This is a genomic window from Achromobacter sp. ACM01, assembly GCF_014851745.1.
Lineage (GTDB): Bacteria > Pseudomonadota > Gammaproteobacteria > Burkholderiales > Burkholderiaceae_B > Achromobacter > Achromobacter aegrifaciens.
Genome location: NZ_JACVAF010000005.1, coordinates 24,927 through 41,709 on the forward strand (window position 1 = coordinate 24,927; position 16,783 = coordinate 41,709).

Below are 16,783 nucleotides of genomic sequence, written 5' to 3' on the forward strand. Positions count from 1 at the left end.
TATGATTTCGCGGCAAGAAAACAGCTGATAAAGACGTAATGGGCCAATAGCGGTCATTATTGTTACTTTTTGATTTATTTTTTCATAAAAAGCCGCTTTCAATCACCACCTGTGCCGTGGATCAGGCATCATCGCCCCCTTCGGCGGGCCAGTCCCGCACATGTCTTCAGGTGCCCTCTTGCAATCCCTCTCCTCGATCCGCCGCGACGTCCGCGCCCTGGTTCAGTCTCGCGCCTACCCGCAGCTCGACGCCTATTACGCCGACCTGGAACAGCAAGACTGGGCCGATACTGAAAACCCCGGCGCGCCCTATTTCGAGGCGGCCAATTCCGGCACCCTGTTCGACTACTCGACGGTGTCGTACCAGGACGCCTCGGACTTTCTGCAAGCCTGGATCGCCGCCCGCCCGGACTCGTATCACGCGCAGCTGGTGATGGGTAATTTCTGCTACGGCCGCGCCGCAGACATACGCGGCTATGGCTGGGCGGACAGCGTCACGCAGGACCGCTGGCTGGGCGCGGCGCTGGCTTGCGAACGTTCTGCCGCCGCCTTGCTGCAGGCGATGGCGCTTTCGCCGCGTCCGATTGCGGCTTGCGTGACGATGATGCAGCTAGCCGCCCATTTCAAGGAGCCGTACTGGCTGCGCGCGCTATTCACGGGCAATCCGCCCGAGACCTTGACACATGACGACATCGAGGAAGAAGGCTTGATGGATGCGGCGCTGGCGCATTTGGCCTCCGTGGGCGTACCGCGCCTGCAAGAGGCGCCGCAAACCCTGCCCGCGTGGTTGGCACCGCGCGCCGAGCATGAAATTGAGCAAGCAAAGGACTATTGGCTGCTGCGGGCTCTGGACCTGCGGCCCGGGCATCTGGGCGCGCTGACGGCCTACGCGCAGTACCTGCAACCGCGTTGGGGCGGCAGCTACGAGGACATCGACGGCATGGCCGGCGGCCCGCTGTGCGCGGCGCTGACGGAGCCGCAACGCAATGCGATCCGCTGGATCGGGATTTATGACTCGCTGGACAGCTATCCGGAGCCGGACGACACGCAGGCCGTGGAAGAGTACCGCCGCGTGTTCGATTCGTTCCTGCAACGCGAGCTGCGGCCGACGGAGCGCGGCATGGCCTTGGGCTACTACGCGCAGTTCGCCAGCTATTCGCTGCAGGACCAGGCCCGCGCCCGCGCACTGCATGGCCAAAGCGTAGCGGCGTTCGGGCCGAACGAGTATTTCGCGCAGGTGGACGGGCCGTTCCGCAGCTTCGCCCACGTGAGCATCATCCATCACCAGCCCGACGACGATGGCGCATTCAAGCGCGTACTGGAACGCATGTGCGGTTGGGACCAGGTGGCCACGGCGCATGCGCTGGCGGCGGTGGCGCATCAGTTCGGCCGTTGGGGTTTTGCGCAGAATCCCGCGCGTGCGCAGCAGCTGCTGGACCGTGCGGCGGTGCTGGCTGCTGACCAGATGGACGACGATTTCAACGTGCTGGCGGCTGCCGCGATGCTATGGGATGGCGGCGACCATGAGCAGGGCTATTTCCTGTCGCAGCAGCTGGCGGATCGGCGTGTGCCGGACGCCGCCTGCAGCATGTACGACATTCACCGGGGCTTCCGCGACAACACGCCCGACAGTTACCTCGACAACGAAGTGCGCGACCAATGGCTGGCGCGCGCGGTCGAGGACGGTTCGCCGCTGGCCAAGTACAACATGGCCCATCGCAATATCTTCGACGGCGAGATGGACTTCTCGCGCCGCGAGAACCTGGACCGGGTGCTGTGGCTGCTGCAAGGCGCGCGCGAGGAACCGCGCGCGGAAGCGCTGGCTCGCCTGCGCATCGGCGTGCTGTTGCGCGACCATGGCACCGAGCAGGAGCAGCAGGAAGGCGTGCGCGCCTATCTGCGCCCGCTGGTCGAGGAAGACGACGACTGGCGCGCCGGGCGCGCCAGCGCGGAGATCGCCCTGGCCTACACGCACGGCCGCGGCGCCAAGAAGAACCGCTTTGCCGCGATCGAATGGGCGCAGCATGCCTGCCGCCTGCAGCCGGACGACGAGGACATCGAAGACATCCAGGCCCAGGTGATGAACTCGCATAGCCTGGTCAAGACCATAGGCACGGTGTTCGGCGCCTATCTGGGCCGCGGCGGCGTATCGGCCGAAGACCTGCCGCCCAAGCCGGCCGCGCAGTAAGCATGGCGCGCGGCAGCCTGTCGGGACTGAAGCTGTCTGCCCGGCTGTGGCTGGGCGATGCCGCCTTGGCAGGAGCCGGCGTGGCGCTATGCACGGCGCCCGCGTGGCTGTATGCAGCCTTGCCGGGCGTGTTGGGCGTGGCCGCCGCCGCGCTGGCCCTGCCCCTGCCATTCGCGGGCTGGGCGATGCTGCGCCTGCCTTTCGCCGCGCGCCCGCCGGGCGCTGAAGACGGCATCCGCCTGCAAGCCGAAGACGCGCCGGCGCTGTTCCGCGAGATCGAGCAAGTGCGCGCCCGCCTGGGTGCGCCGACGCTGGACGCCGTCTACGTGAACGGCGAGTTCAACGCCAGCATCCGGCAGCACCGGCGCCTGCTGGGCCGCACACGCAACGTCCTATGGCTGGGGCAGCCGCTGCTGGAGATGCTCTCGGCCGAGTCCTGCCGCGCCATTCTGGCGCATGAATGCGCGCATATCGCGGGCAGCCACGGGCGCTATGCCAGCCGGGTGTATTTCGCACGCCTGCAGTGGCAGGAAGCCGCAAGGCAGCTGGAACGGCGCAAGGGGCTGTCGACGGGGCCGCTGCGCCTTTTCATGAATTGGCACGTGCCGCGTTTTCTGGCGGCGAGCCTGGATTTTGCGCGGGAGTGCGAGTACGAAGCCGATGCGCAATCGGCCCGAGCCTGCGGCGCCGATGCGGCAGCGAGCGCGCTGCTGGCCGTGTCCTTGCAGGGCCGGGCCTTGCGCGAGTATTGGCCGGACGTATACGCACAAGCCCCTGACGCACAGCCGCCCCCTCTACACGGACGGCTGGCCGGCGAGGCCGGGCTGCCTTACCCTCGCGACGAAGCCGAAGCGCAGGCCTGGCTGCATCGGGCGCTGTGCCTCCCGACCGCCGATGACGACACGCATCCTTCCCTGTCGGACCGTCTGGCCGCGCTGCATGCCGCTCACCCCAGCCCCTTGCCCTGGCGCCGCGCCTCGCCCAACGCCGCTGAAGCATGGCTGGCCGACCAACGCCTGCCGTTGGCCCATGCGCTGGACGAATCGCAGCGCGATGCCATCGCGCAGGCCGCCCGCGAGGCGCAGAACGAACGCGACGAAGCCATTGCCGGCCACCATGAGTTGCTACGCAAGCAGCGCCTGCGCGCGCTGTCGGCCGACGAACGGGCGCGCATGGCCTGGTACGCCGACACGCTGACGGGGGACGCGGACGGCGCCGCCGCCATGCTCGAGCAGAATTTGCAGGATCATCCCGGCCACCTGCCCACGCTGTGCCAACTGGCCGCGTCGCAGCTACGCCGGGCCGCCGACAAAGCCGACGGCGAGACTTCGCGCCTGGAGGCAGGCGCCGAGGCGCTATGGCGGCAAGCCATCGAGCAACCCGGTCCCCATCGTCTGCCTTGCCTGCGCCAGCTGACGGCAGCGGCGCTGCGGCGCGGTGATGCCGGCCAGGCGCAAGCCTGGCGGGTGGAGGCGGACATGCTGGAGCGGCAGCTCCAGACCGAGGATGGCCACGCGCGTTATCAGCCGCATGGCCTCGGCGAGTCCGAACTGCGCAAACTCGCCGACACGCTGGACCCGCTGCTGCGCGCCGCCACCGGCGTCTGGCTGCTGCGCGATGCCGGCAACGGCCATCTCGCGCTGCTGGTGCTGGCGCAGGATTCGGCCTGGGCACGCGCCATCGGCAAACTGACGGGCGAACAAAGCTATTTGCGGCGCGATTGCGAGATGCTGCTGGCGCGGCTGCTGCCGCGCCTGCGTCAGCCTGTCGAACCGGTGCTGATGGAAGCCGGCGATCCATTGCTAAGCCAGTGCACGCCGGCCAGCCTGCTGCGCCGGATCGGCGCCTGAACAGCTCACGTACCAAACACTGGACAGCGCTGCGGCATCGCGATCCGCAACACTATTGCCACCGGTTGTGGAAACACGACGATGCTCTGCGCCTAAACAGCTACTTAAGCGCCTACCGCGCACGGATATTGATCTGCCTCAATCGCACCCGCATTTTTCGGCAATACTCTGAACCTGACCTCCTTTGCAAAACCCTCGTTCGTGCATTTCCAGACCATGTGCTGAATCCGGAGGTCCAAACAGCTCTGCCATGGAATAGAACTACTGAGGCTAGGCATTCTTTTTTTGTCGGTTCGATCTACCATGCGCGTTGCCCGTATGTCCCTCCTCCCCCACAGCCTCGCCTGCCGTAGCGCCGCCTTGCGCGCACGCCCGGGCCCGGACGCTGTCCATTTCCAGCCTCTGATCGGAATCGCCTCGGTTCCCTGATCTCCCGGCATTTTCATCGCATACCCATGGCTCCCGTTTGAATGAACGGGGAGCCCCAGATTCCTGCGCGCCAAAATATGTCCCTATTTATTGTTGTAACGACAACGATAAACAGGCTTATTCTTATCCCCTGCCCTTGCCGGCGCTTTCACCCACCGGCAAATTCAATTGGCAGGCATTACGCGCAGACGATCACTTCACTAAATTTCTTTTGAATAAGTGAGTAGAGAAGATGCAGCCCTTGTCACCAATTGACGTCCGCTTGTCATTCAAGCTTTCCAGCGCATTCCTGATCGCGTTGGGCGCATTCCCCGCCTATTCTCAGAATATCGATGGCGGATCGATAGTCACCGTTCCCGGGTCGCAGAGTTCGCCCTGGAACCTGGGAGCCAGTTCTCTGACGATAGGCAACACCAGCACCGGCACGCTGCAGATTGGCGCGGGCGGCGTGGTATCGAGCGGATCCGGCTTTATCGGCCGCCAAGTCGGCAGCACAGGCAACGTGACCGTGAATGGCATAGGCGCGCAGTGGACCGCCGGGCCGGGGCTCAATATCGGGAATTTCGGCACCGGCACGCTGGGCATCTCGAATGGCGGCCATGTAACGAGCACGACCAATACCTACCTGGGTGTTGCTGCCGGCAGTTCCGGCACGCTGACGATAAGCGGCGCGGGCTCGCAGCTGAACACCGCTGGGTTCATGCGCGTGGGCCAGACAGGCACTGGCACAGTGCAAATCACCAACGGCGCTGTCGTGACTAATGGCCTTGGCTATATCGGCTATGACACGACCGGCGTGGGTACGGTGACCATAAGCGGCGTTGGATCGCAGTGGAACAGCAGCGCTGAACTCAGCGTCGGCACCACCGGCAAGGGCCAACTCGACATCACGAACGGCGCCGCGGTTTCCAGTACGCTTGGAACCATAGGCGCAGGCGCCAGCGCGACGGGCGCGGTCACCATCGACGGCACCGGCTCCTCGTGGACAAACTCCGGGGTCCTTACGGTGGGCAACGCCGGCTCCGGTGCCCTAACCATCTCGAACAACGCCACGGTCAGCGCGGTCAGCGCGCGGGCAGGCGTGACCGCCGGTTCGCAGGGTGTCATCAATATCGGCGCGGCGGCATTGGCTGCCGCTGCAGCGCCCGGCACGCTGGCGCTGACGGGCCCCAGCCCCAGCCTGACGCTGGGCGCGACCGGGACGCTGGTGTTCAATCACACCGACACCAGCGGCTATGTGTTCACTCCGGGGATCACCGGCGCGGGCAAGCTCAGTACGTACAACGGCACCACGATACTGACCGCCAACAACAACTACACGGGCGGCACCACGATCGCCGGCGGCACGCTGCAGCTGGGCAACGGCGGCACTACCGGCGCCATCGTGGGCAACGTTGCGAACAACGGCGCCCTGACTTTCAACCGCACCGACAGCGTGACCTTCGCAGGCCTGATCTCGGGCAGCGGCGTGGTCAACCAGAATGGCACGGGCGCCACGATCCTGACGGCCAACAATACCTACACCGGCGGCACCACGATCTCGGCAGGCACCCTGCAGCTGGGCAATGGCGGCACCACGGGCGCCATCCTGGGCAACGTGGCCAACAACGGGGCGCTGGTGTTCGATCGCTCCAACACCCTGACGCTCGGTGGCCAGATTTCAGGCACCGGCTCGGTCAGCCAGATCGGCGCCGGCACCACGGTGCTGACGGGCAACAACACCTACACGGGCGCGACCACGATCTCGGCGGGTACGCTACAACTAGGCAACGGCGGCACTACCGGCGCCATCCTGGGCGATGTGACCAATAACGGGGCGCTGGCCTTCAACCGTTCCGACACGTTGGCATTCCCCGGCCTGATCTCCGGCAGCGGCGTGGTCAACCAGATCGGAACCGGCACCACGGTCCTGACGGCCAACAACACCTACACCGGCGGCACCACGATTTCGGCCGGCACCCTACAGCTGGGTAACGGCGGCACAACTGGCGCCATCCTGGGCAATGTGGTGAACAACGGCGCGCTGGCCTTCAACCGCTCCGACATCCAGACCTTCGCGGGCCAGATCTCCGGCAGCGGCGTGGTCAACCAGATCGGCACTGGCACCACGATCCTGACGGCCAACAACACCTACACCGGCGGCACCGCGATTTCCGCCGGTACGCTGCAATTGGGTAGCGGCGGCACTACGGGCGCCATCCTGGGCGACGTGGCAAACAATGGCGTGCTGACCTTCAACCGCTCCGATGTCCAAACCTTTGCGGGCCAGATCTCTGGCAGTGGCGTGGTCAACCAGGTCGGAACCGGCACCACGGTTTTGACGGCCGACAACACCTACACCGGCGGCACCACGATCTCGGCAGGCGCCCTGCAACTGGGCAATGGCGGCACTTCGGGGTCCATCCTGGGCAATGTGGCGAACAACGGCTTGCTGGCCTTCAATCGCTCCGACACCATGACGCTCGCCGGCCAGATCTCCGGCAGCGGCGCGGTCAACCAGATCGGCTCGGGCACCACCGTGCTGACGGGCAACAACAGCTACACGGGCGGAACGACGATCGCGGCGGGCACCCTGCAATTGGGCAACGGCGGCACCACGGGCGCCATCGTGGGCAATGTGACCAACAATGGGGCGCTCGCGTTCAATCGTTCCGATGTCCAGACCTTTCCCGGCCTGATCTCCGGCGGCGGCGTGGTCAACCAGATCGGTACGGGCACCACGATCCTGACGGCCGACAACACCTACACCGGCGGCACCACGATTGCGGCGGGCACCTTGCAATTGGGCAATGGCGGCACCACCGGCGCCATCCTGGGCGATGTGGCGAACAACGGCGCGCTGACGTTCAACCGTTCCGATGTCCAGACCTTCCCCGGCCTGATCTCGGGCAGCGGCGTGGTCAACCAGACCGGTACGGGCACCACGATCCTGACGGCCAACAACACCTACACCGGCGGCACCACGATTTCGGCCGGCACGCTGCAATTGGGCAATGGCGGCACCACGGGCGCCATCCTGGGCGACGTGGCGAACAACGGCGCGTTGACGTTCAACCGTTCCGATGTCCAGACCTTCCCCGGACTGATCTCCGGCAGCGGTGTGGTCAACCAGATCGGCGCTGGCACCACCGTCCTGACCGCGGACAACACCTACACGGGTGGCACGAGCATCTCGGCAGGCACGCTGCAGCTGGGCAATGGCGGCACCACGGGCGCCATCCTGGGCGACGTGACGAACAACGGCGCGCTGACCTTCAACCGCTCCGACACCATGACGCTTGCCGGCCAGATCTCCGGCAGCGGCGCGGTCAACCAGATAGGCACAGGCACCACCGTGCTGACGGGCGACAACAGCTACACGGGCGGGACGACGATCGCGGCGGGCACCCTGCAATTGGGCGACGGCGGCGCCTCGGGCGCCATCGTGGGCGACGTGGCGAACAATGGCGCGCTGACATTCAACCGTTCCGATGTCCAGACCTTTCCTGGCTTGATCTCCGGCAGCGGCACGGTCAACCAGATCGGTACGGGCACCACGATCCTGACGGCCAACAACACCTACACCGGCGGCACCACGATTGCGGCCGGCACGCTGCAATTGGGTAACGGCGGCACTACGGGCGCCATCCTGGGCGACGTGACGAACAACGGTGCGTTGACGTTCAACCGTTCCGATGTCCAGACATTCCCCGGACTGATCTCGGGCAGCGGTGTGGTCAACCAGATCGGCGCTGGCACCACCATCCTGACCGCGGACAATACCTACACGGGTGGCACGAGCATCTCGGCAGGCACGCTGCAGCTGGGCAATGGCGGCACCACGGGCGCCATCCTGGGCGACGTGACGAACAACGGCGCGCTGACCTTCAACCGTTCCGATGTCCAGACCTTCCCCGGGCTGATCTCCGGCGGCGGCGTGGTCAACCAGATCGGCACAGGCACCACCATCCTGATCGCGAACAACACCTACACCGGCGGCACCACGATTTCGGCAGGCACGCTGCAGCTGGGCAATGGCGGCGCCTCGGGCGCCATCCTGGGCGACGTGGCGAACAACGGCGCGTTGACCTTCAACCGCTCCGATACAGTGACGTTCGCGGGCCTGATCTCGGGCGGCGGCACGGTCAATCAGAACGGTTCCGGCGCCACGATCCTGACCGCGCAGAACACTTATGGCGGCCCTACCAACGTCAATAGCGGCGTGCTGCGCGCGGGCGCAGCTTCCACGCTCAGTCCGAACTCGGCCGTGAACGTGGCAGCGGCAGGCACCCTCGATCTGAACGGCTACAGCCAGGCCACGGCCGGCGTGACCAATGCCGGACTCATCAACATGGGCACCGGCACCGCGCCCGGCACCACGCTGACGACGCCGAACTACGTCGGCCAGGGCGGCCGGATCGCGATGAACACCTTGCTCGGCGGCGACGGCTCGCCGTCCGACCGGCTGGTGATCAATGGCGGCGCGGCCTCCGGCTCGTCTTCGTTGATCGTCAGCAATGCCGGCGGCGCCGGCGCCGTGACCACTGGCAACGGCATCCTGCTGATCGATGCCGTCAATGGCGGCACCACCGGCGCCAGCGCGTTCTCACTCGGCAATGCCGGCGGCTACGTCGCCGCGGGCCCCTATGCCTATACGCTGCAACGCTCCAGCGTGGACGGCAGCGGCCTGCAGAACTGGTACCTGCGTTCGACGGTGGACTGCGCCGCCGCACCCAGCAATCCCGCCTGCAAGGACCCGGAGCCCCCGGTTCCGCCGAATCCGCCGGTTCCTCCGGTGCCGCCCAACCCGCCCACGCCCGTGCCTCCCGCGCCGCCCAACTACCGGCCCGAAGTCTCTACGGCCGTAGCGACGCCGGAGTTGGCCTTGCGCTACGGCTCGACCTTCCTGGACTCACTGCATGAGCGCATCGGCGAGGCGCGCTATGCCCTGCCCTCCACCCCCGCCGGCAGCAATTCCCTGGTGTGGGGCCGCGTCATCGGCGTAACGGGCGAGCGCAACGGCAGCAACTCGGGCATCCTGGGATCCCGAGGACCGGACTACGACTACAAAATCTATGGCCTGCAATCCGGCGTGGACCTCTACCGCCGCGCCAACGCCAACGGCAGCATGGACCATGCCGGCGCCTACGTGGCCTTCGGTCGCGCGACGGCCGACGTCGACCATCTGGACGGCCGCTCGGCCGGCCAGGCGGCCATGAATGGCGTGACGCTGGGCGGCTACTGGACGCATATCGGCAAGGAAGGCTGGTATGTCGACGCCGTGATCCAGGGCACGCGCTACGACGTGGACAACGGCCGCTCGCCCGCGGGCTACAACCTGGACACGCGCGGCTTCGGCTTCGCGACCTCGCTGGAAGGCGGCTATCCGTTCCGCCTGAACGACGAATGGGTCATCGAACCGCAGGCGCAGCTCGTCTTCCAGAACGTCAATCTCAACGACGCCAACGACGGCGCCGCCAAGATCCGCTTCAACGACGTCGACAGCCTGAGGGGCCGCGTGGGCGTGCGCCTGGCGCGCACGGTGGAGCTGGATCCCGGACCGCAGGGCAAACGGGTCGCCACGACCTGGCTGCGCGCCAGCCTCGTCAATGAATTCCTGACCAATCCGACCACCGAGTTCTCATCACAGAACGGCTATGTGCCGTTCCGGGCCGACATGAAGGGCGCATCAGTGCAACTGAACCTGGGCGCGGACGTGGGCGTCAAGCGCAACGTCTCCGTGTACGGCAGCGTGGGCTCGGAGATCAGCCTGCGGGGCGACGGCCAGAACTTCAACGGCAAGCTCGGCGTGAAGATAGCGTTCTGAAGTGCAGCGACGCGGATCGGGCGTACACAGCCCGATCCGCGGACCTGGCAATCGATCAGCGGAACCGCAAGTGCCGCCGCTGCAAGTCGCCGACAGTCCTGCATCCCATCAGCTTCATGGCGCGCTCGATCTCGACCCGCATCAGTTCCAGCGCACGCTCCACGCCAGGCCGGCCCGCGGCCGCCAGCGGGAACAAATAGTAGCGGCCCAGGCCCACTGCCTTGGCGCCCAGCGCCAGCGCCTTGAGCACGTGGGTGCCACGCTGCACGCCGCCGTCCATCATCACGTCGATGCGGTCGCCAACCGCGTCGACGATTTCCGCGAGCTGGTCGAAAGCGCTGCGCGAGCCGTCCAATTGGCGGCCGCCGTGGTTGGACAGCACGATGCCGGTGCAGCCTATGTCGGCCGCGCGCCTGGCGTCTTCCACCGACATCACGCCCTTCAGGCAGAACTGCCCGCCCCATTCCTGCACCATGGCAGCGACGTCGTCCCAGGTCATGGCCGGGTCCAGCATGTCGGTGAAGTAGCGGCTGATGGACATGGCGCCGCCGCCCATGTCGACGTGGGTGTCCAGCTGCGGCAGCCGGAAGCGTTCGTGGGTTAGGTAATTGAGCGCCCAGGCTGGCTTGATGGCGAACTGCGCGATGCCGGCAAGATTGAGCCTGAACGGAATGGCGAAGCCGGTGCGCTTGTCGCGTTCGCGGTTGCCGCCAGTGATGCTGTCCACGGTCAGCATCATGACCTGCACACCGGCCTCCTTGGCGCGGGCCATCATCTCGCGGTTCAGGCCGCGGTCCTTGTGGAAGTAGAACTGGTAGACCTGGGGGCCGCCGCTGATCTTGCGGGCTTCTTCCAGGCTGACGGTGCCCAGCGAGGAGACGCCGAACATGGTGCCGAACTTGCCCGCGGCGGCGGCCACGGCGCGTTCGCCGTCATGATGGAACAGCCGCTGCAAGGCGGTGGGCGAGCAATAGACCGGCAGCGCCAGCTTCTGGCCCATCACGGTCACCGACATATCCACGTCCGCCACGCCGCGCAGCACGTCGGGCAGCAGATCGCAGGATTCGAAGGCCGCGGTGTTGCGGCGGTAGGTGGTTTCATCGTCGGCGGCGCCGTCGATGTAATTGAAGATGGGGCCTGGCAGCCGCTGGCGGGCCATGCGGCGAAAGTCGTGGAAGTTCTGGCACTGGTTCAGACGCATGGGTGGACCTTTATCGACACTACACGTACAGACAGCCTGAGCCCCCGGATGGAGCGCGAGGAATTGTAGACCGATAGCCACATTTCCAAGGGCATGAAAATGGACCCAAGCGCAGATCGTGTTAAATGCGGGCTTTCGCCCTACGAACGGAAGTACTCCGCAATGCCTCACCTCCTGCTCAAACCGGCCACGCTGCTCGCGGCCACCGTCCTGTCGCTGCCCGCCGCAACCGTCTCGGCGCAACAGAACCTGGAGCGCGCCACCTCCTTGGCCCAGATCCACGCCATCATGGAGTATTGCGAGGTGCTGACCCCCGAACTGCTGGAGGTCCTGAAGAAGCGGCAGCAGTCCGCCACGCGCGAGTCCGGCGTGTCGTCGCTGGTGTTCGATGCGGAGTATCTGCGCGCCTACGCCAAGGCGCGCAAGGACATGGCGGATTTCGGGGAGGAAGAAAAGGAGCTGACCTGCCAGCCCATGCGGGCCATGGCCGGCAAGGACTGAGCCCTCATTGCCACGCGCCCGAAGTGGCTGCGCGGCGCCTTGAAACATGGCGCCGGCAAGCGTAGTCTGACACCGCTGATTCTTCCCCCACTGCCATAGCCGGGAGCGATTCATGGCGCAGAAAGAACGACATAAGGGCCGCTTGATCGATCACATCGGGCTGGTGGTGCGCGACCTGCCCGCCAGCAAGGCGTTCTACACGGCGGTCTTCAATGCGTTGAAGATTCCCATCGGCGGTTCCGACGGCCCGGACTTCTGGACGGACGAGCTGTTCATTTCCTCGCGCGGCAGCGCCGAGGTGCAGGGCGAACTGACCGGCCGCATCCATCTGGCGTTCCAGGCGGAAGACCGGGCCATGGTGGATGCCTTCTACCAGGCGGCGTTGGCGCATGGCGGCCGGGATAACGGTCCGCCGGGCGAGCGCGCAAACTACCATGCCGGCTACTACGCCGCGTTCGTGCTGGACCCGGACGGCAACAATATCGAAGCCGTCACCCGCGCGGGCGCCCAACGCAGCGCGGCCTCGGTGCGGATCACCTACTGAACGCGCCGCCGGCGCCCGGGGCTGGACGTCAGGCCGCGCCCCGCGGCGCCTGGATCATCTTCCAGCCATTGCCCGCCGAATCACGAAAGCCCGCGTCCACGCTACCATAGCGTTCGATGGGTTCCTGCGTGAACTCGACGCCCAACGCCTGCAGCCGGGCATAGTCTGCGCGGCAGTCGGCCACATGCAGGACCAGAGGCGGCATCGCGCCTTTGGCGACCATGGCACGCAGCGTCTGCGCCGTGGCCTCGTCGTGGATGGGCGGGCCGGGCGCAAACAGGCCGAGCTGAAACGAGGGCTGGTCCGGATGCTGGACCGTCAGCCACCGGTACGGCCCGTTGCGCACGTCCGTATGGACGCGGAATCCGAGCTTGTCCACGTAGAACGCCAGCGCCGCGTCCTGATCGTCCACGTATATACCCGCCACGTTGATGCCTGAGTTCATGAGACCTCCTTGGTTGATGGCGGAAATTTACCGTCGGTCTCGCGGCGGCGCTTCTCCAAAACAGCGATGTTGAGGTCGGGGCGCTGCGCGGCCTTCGCTACGCAGCCGGGCATGCTGTCCAGTGGCGGCGTCCCCGCCCGCGCCTGCACCCGCATGGCGCTGGGGCTGAGCCCGGTGACGTCGCGGAAAATGCGGCTATAGGTGCCGAGGCTTTCCCACCCGGTCGCATAGGCGATTTCAGTGACGCTCTGCTCCGTGTCCCGCAGCATGGCCACGCTTTGTTCGATACGCCGCGTCAACAGGTAGCGGTGCGGAGGCAGGCCGAAGGCGCGCTTGAAGGAGTGCGCGAAATGGGCCTTGGAGATGCCGCTGACCTCGGCCAGGCGCTCCACCGGCCAGGCTTCGTGCGAGGCCGCGTCCATCCGGTCCTTGACGCGCAGCAGGCGGCGCAGCAAGCCCGGATCCTGCTGCGCGCCTGCGCCTGGCGCGGCTTGTGCCAGCAGTGTTCCCAGCTTCAGCAAGGCGTCTTCCTGCACCGTGCTATAGCCCACCACCACACCCGACGCCAGCTTCACCTTGCGGCAGAAGTCCGCCACCGGCTGCATGCCCACGCCCGCGGCCCGCGCCGCCGCCACGGCCTGCGCCACATCCCAGCCCGGGGGCAGCCACCACAGCAGATGAAAGCCGGCGTGTTCGCCACCGACGCGCAATGCATCGCTGCCGACGGCCTGGCGCAAGGCGCGCAGCACGGCGTCGCGCCGGCGCGCGTACACGCCGCGCGCCTTGCGCACGTGGCGCGCGAAACTGCCGTCCTGCAGGAACGCGGCCAGCGTCATTTGCTCGATGATGCTGGGCGAGCGCCCCGCGCGGCGGCGCGCCTGCACGAAAGCGGGCGCCAATTCCTTGGGCACCACCGCATAGCCGATGCGCAGCGCGTTGAACAAGGTCTTGTTGAAGCTGCCGCAATGGATGACGCGATCGGCCGTATCCAGGCTTTTCAGGGCGGCCAGCGGCGCGCCGTCGTAGCTGAATTCGCTGTCGTAGTCGTCCTCGACGATCCAGCAGCCGGCCTGCGCGGCCCAGTCCAGCAGCTCCAGGCGGCGGGACACGGGCATGGTGGCGCCGGTAGGCGCCTGGTGGGCGGGCGTGACGTGCACGAGCTTTACGCCGCGCTGGCGCCGCGCCTGCGCAACCGGAAAGCCGCCGGCATCGATGGCCAAGGGAACGATGTGCCGCGTGTACTGGCCGAAGATCGGTTCGGCATTCAGGTAGCCCGGATCCTCGATCAGCACCTTGTCCTGCGGCTGCAGCAGGAGATGGCCGCAGAGGTCCAGGCCGTCGCGGATGCCGCCCAGGACGATGACCTGCTCCGGATCGCAGCTGATGCCGCGCGCCGCGCCCAGATAGCGGGCGATCTGCTCGCGCAAGGGGCGCCAGCCTTGCGGTTCATCGTTGGCAAGCTGGGCCGGCGTGACGCGCCGCGCGCTGGCCATCAGCCCCTTGCGCCAGCGTTCCATGGGGAAGAGCGCGGCGTCGGCGCTGCGGGAGTAGAACTGGGAGTTGGGCTGCAACGGCGCGTAGATCGCGGCCATATGCGGCGCGGCCCCAGGCGGGCTGACAGCGGGCGCGGGCTGCGGCTCGCCTGCTTGCGTTGCCGGCCGCGGCTCCGGGGCCTGGGACGTTGCGGCGCTCTCGCCCGGCAACCCCGCCCGGAAAAAGTTGTCCGGAATCACCGCCGCCACGTATGTGCCCGAACCCACCGTGCCCGCGGTATAGCCTTCGCTGCGCAATTGGTCGTAGGCAGCCTCGACCGTGGAGCGCGCAATGTGCCAGCGCGCGGCCAGGCTGCGCGTGGACGGCAGGCGCGCGCCGGACGGCAGCGCGCCCTTCAATATGCGTTCGCGGATCTCGCGGTAGACCCAGGCCTGCTTGGACTCCCCTGGCCGCGCGGCGTCCATCGGCAGGTCCAGGCTGGCTTCCTGGCGTTTCGCTCCTGGCTGCCCTGCGGAAAGTGGCTTGTTCATATTGAGAGAAATGGCTCTATTTCATGTAGCCATTCTATCGGTAGATTGGCTGCCTGAGCCCCGTGCGGGGCAAATTTCCTGGAACCCGCCATGACCGCCACTGCGCCCTGCCACACCATCACCCTGGAGACCGGCCCCTTCTTCACGGACGGCACGACCTCGATCCTGGAGGCGGCACTGGCCCAGGGCATACCCGTACCCTTCTCCTGTCAGCGCGGGGCCTGCGGCTCATGCCGCGCCGTGGTCATGGATGGCAGCTATGAACGCATGGCGCCGCCCGCGGACGGCGGCTACCAGACGGCCAGCGACGAACTGCTGATGTGCCAGTGCCGCGCCGCCAGCGACCTGACGCTGCGCTTCCCGCATTGGCGCGCCCCCGAAGAACCCAGTCCGCCGCGCCGCGCCCGCGTCGCGTCGCGCCTGCCGCTGGCCCCCGACGTCACCCAGCTCATCGTCGAAATGCAGGGCGAGGACGACTACGGCTACCTGCCCGGCCAACATGCCCGACTGATCCTGGACGGCGGCGCCCGCCGCAACTTCTCGATTGCGAATGCGCCCGGCGCGGCGAGGCCTGCCCGACTGGAGTTCCACATCCGCCGCATGCCCGGCGGCGCCTTCACCGATGGCATCCTGCCCGGCCTCCAGCCCGGCGACATGCTGACCCTGGACGGCGCGCAAGGCAGTTGCACCTGGCCTGCGGAGATGCCTGCCGGCATCGACCACCTGGTGCTGCTGGCCACCGGCACGGGCTATGCGGGCGTGGCTCCCATCCTTATGGCAGCGCTGCAAAGCCGCGCGCTGAAGACGGTGACCTTGTACTGGGGCGGACGCACGCCGGACGATTGCTACGCCGGGCAGATGCTGGATGCCTTGCAGGGCAAGGGCGACGGGTTCCAGTGGCATGCGGTGCTGTCCCAGGCCGATCGCGCAGATGGTCAGCCCCGCCACGTGCAGGACGCCGCCATCGCCGCGGACCACGACTGGTCACGCAGCCTGGTCTACGCCTGCGGCAATCCGGCAATGGTGCTGGCGGCCCGCGACCGGCTGCTGGCGGCCGGCCTGCCCGCCGACCGCTACCGGTCCGAGGCCTTCCACCCCGCGGCGGGAGGCACGGCCGGCGCCGCGCCGCAGCGCGAGGCGCATCCCTGGGAGCGCCTCAGTCCGCGCTACACGCTCGCAGGCATCCTCGACGCGCGCCAGCGCTCCATGCAGGCGGTGGCGGAAATCGCCGCGCTGATGCGCCCCGGCATGACCACGCGCGAGGCCATCGCAGTGGCGGACGAGCACTTGCGCCGGATGGGCGCGTCCAACAACTGGCACCCGACCTATGTGCGCTTCGGCCCGGATACGCAGTCCCCGCCCATCCAGCGCACCGACTATGACCGCAAGCTGCAGGAACATGACATCTTCGTGCTGGACATCGGCCCGGTGTGGGACGGCCACGAGGGCGACTATGGCGACACCTTCGTGCTGGGCGCCGATGCAGACCGCCTGCGCTGCGCCGAAGCCGCGCGCGAGGTCTTCCGGCGCGCCCGCCTGGCGTGGCTGGAAGGCCTGACGGGCGCCGCCCTGTACGACCGCGCCTCGGAATATGCGCGCGAGCTAGGCTGCGAACTGGTGCGCGAGATTCCCGGGCACCGGGTATCGGATTTTCCGCATGCGCTGTACGGCAAACATCTGCTGGCGCAGGCGGACTTCGTACCCGCCGACGGCATCTGGGTACTGGAGATCCAGGTGCGGGATGCAGAGCGGCCGATGGGCGCGTTCTACGAGGACGTGTTGCTGCGCTAGCGCG

9 protein-coding genes are annotated in these 16,783 nt (G+C 67.0%); 6 read left to right on the forward strand and 3 right to left on the reverse strand.

Annotated features, from left to right (window positions below; translation table 11 throughout):
• Nucleotides 1-178: 178 nt before the first annotated feature.
• The 3 genes from IB268_RS22910 to IB268_RS22920 all read left to right on the forward strand — a co-directional run bounded on the left by IB268_RS22910 (nucleotide 179) and on the right by IB268_RS22920 (nucleotide 10,273).
• Nucleotides 179-2,188 carry a DUF4034 domain-containing protein gene (locus tag IB268_RS22910; protein WP_192354857.1) on the forward strand — a complete coding sequence of 670 codons (2,010 nt, stop codon included), beginning with the start codon at nucleotides 179-181 and terminating at the stop codon, nucleotides 2,186-2,188.
• A gap of 2 nt (nucleotides 2,189-2,190) precedes the next feature.
• Nucleotides 2,191-4,038 (forward strand): M48 family metallopeptidase, encoded by a 1,848-nt coding sequence (locus tag IB268_RS22915; RefSeq protein ID WP_192354858.1) that lies wholly within the window; start codon nucleotides 2,191-2,193, stop codon nucleotides 4,036-4,038.
• 691 nt (nucleotides 4,039-4,729) lie between these two features.
• Complete coding sequence (locus IB268_RS22920) at nucleotides 4,730-10,273, forward strand: autotransporter-associated beta strand repeat-containing protein (RefSeq protein ID WP_192354859.1); 5,544 nt, start codon at nucleotides 4,730-4,732, stop codon at nucleotides 10,271-10,273.
• A gap of 55 nt (nucleotides 10,274-10,328) precedes the next feature.
• Here IB268_RS22920 and IB268_RS22925 read toward each other — a convergent pair whose 3' ends face one another.
• The gene (locus tag IB268_RS22925) at nucleotides 10,329-11,474 is read right to left on the reverse strand and encodes an alpha-hydroxy acid oxidase (RefSeq protein ID WP_192354860.1); all 1,146 of its coding nucleotides are present in this window, start codon (nucleotides 11,472-11,474) and stop codon (nucleotides 10,329-10,331) included.
• Nucleotides 11,475-11,636: 162 nt separating this feature from the next.
• On the opposite strand from IB268_RS22925, the gene IB268_RS22930 reads away from it, so the two are divergent.
• Nucleotides 11,637-11,975, forward strand: coding sequence for a hypothetical protein (locus IB268_RS22930; protein WP_192354861.1), 339 nt, complete (start codon nucleotides 11,637-11,639; stop codon nucleotides 11,973-11,975).
• Between the two features lie 112 nt (nucleotides 11,976-12,087).
• A complete protein-coding gene (locus IB268_RS22935) occupies nucleotides 12,088-12,519 on the forward strand; it encodes a VOC family protein (RefSeq protein WP_054456277.1) in 432 nt (143 codons plus the stop codon).
• A 28-nt stretch (nucleotides 12,520-12,547) separates the two neighbouring features.
• Here the strand turns inward: IB268_RS22935 and IB268_RS22940 are convergent, their stop codons facing one another.
• Both IB268_RS22940 and IB268_RS22945 read right to left on the reverse strand, forming a co-directional pair.
• Nucleotides 12,548-12,964 (reverse strand): VOC family protein, encoded by a 417-nt coding sequence (locus tag IB268_RS22940; RefSeq protein ID WP_192354862.1) that lies wholly within the window; start codon nucleotides 12,962-12,964, stop codon nucleotides 12,548-12,550.
• Complete coding sequence (locus tag IB268_RS22945) at nucleotides 12,961-14,988, reverse strand: aminotransferase class I/II-fold pyridoxal phosphate-dependent enzyme (RefSeq protein ID WP_192354863.1); 2,028 nt, start codon at nucleotides 14,986-14,988, stop codon at nucleotides 12,961-12,963. The genes IB268_RS22940 and IB268_RS22945 overlap by 4 nt, the downstream gene beginning before the upstream one ends.
• A gap of 90 nt (nucleotides 14,989-15,078) precedes the next feature.
• On the opposite strand from IB268_RS22945, the gene IB268_RS22950 reads away from it, so the two are divergent.
• On the forward strand, nucleotides 15,079-16,779 hold the full coding sequence (locus IB268_RS22950; RefSeq protein WP_192354864.1) for an NAD(P)H dependent flavin oxidoreductase family protein: 1,701 nt from the start codon (nucleotides 15,079-15,081) through the stop codon (nucleotides 16,777-16,779).
• Nucleotides 16,780-16,783: the final 4 nt, after the last annotated feature.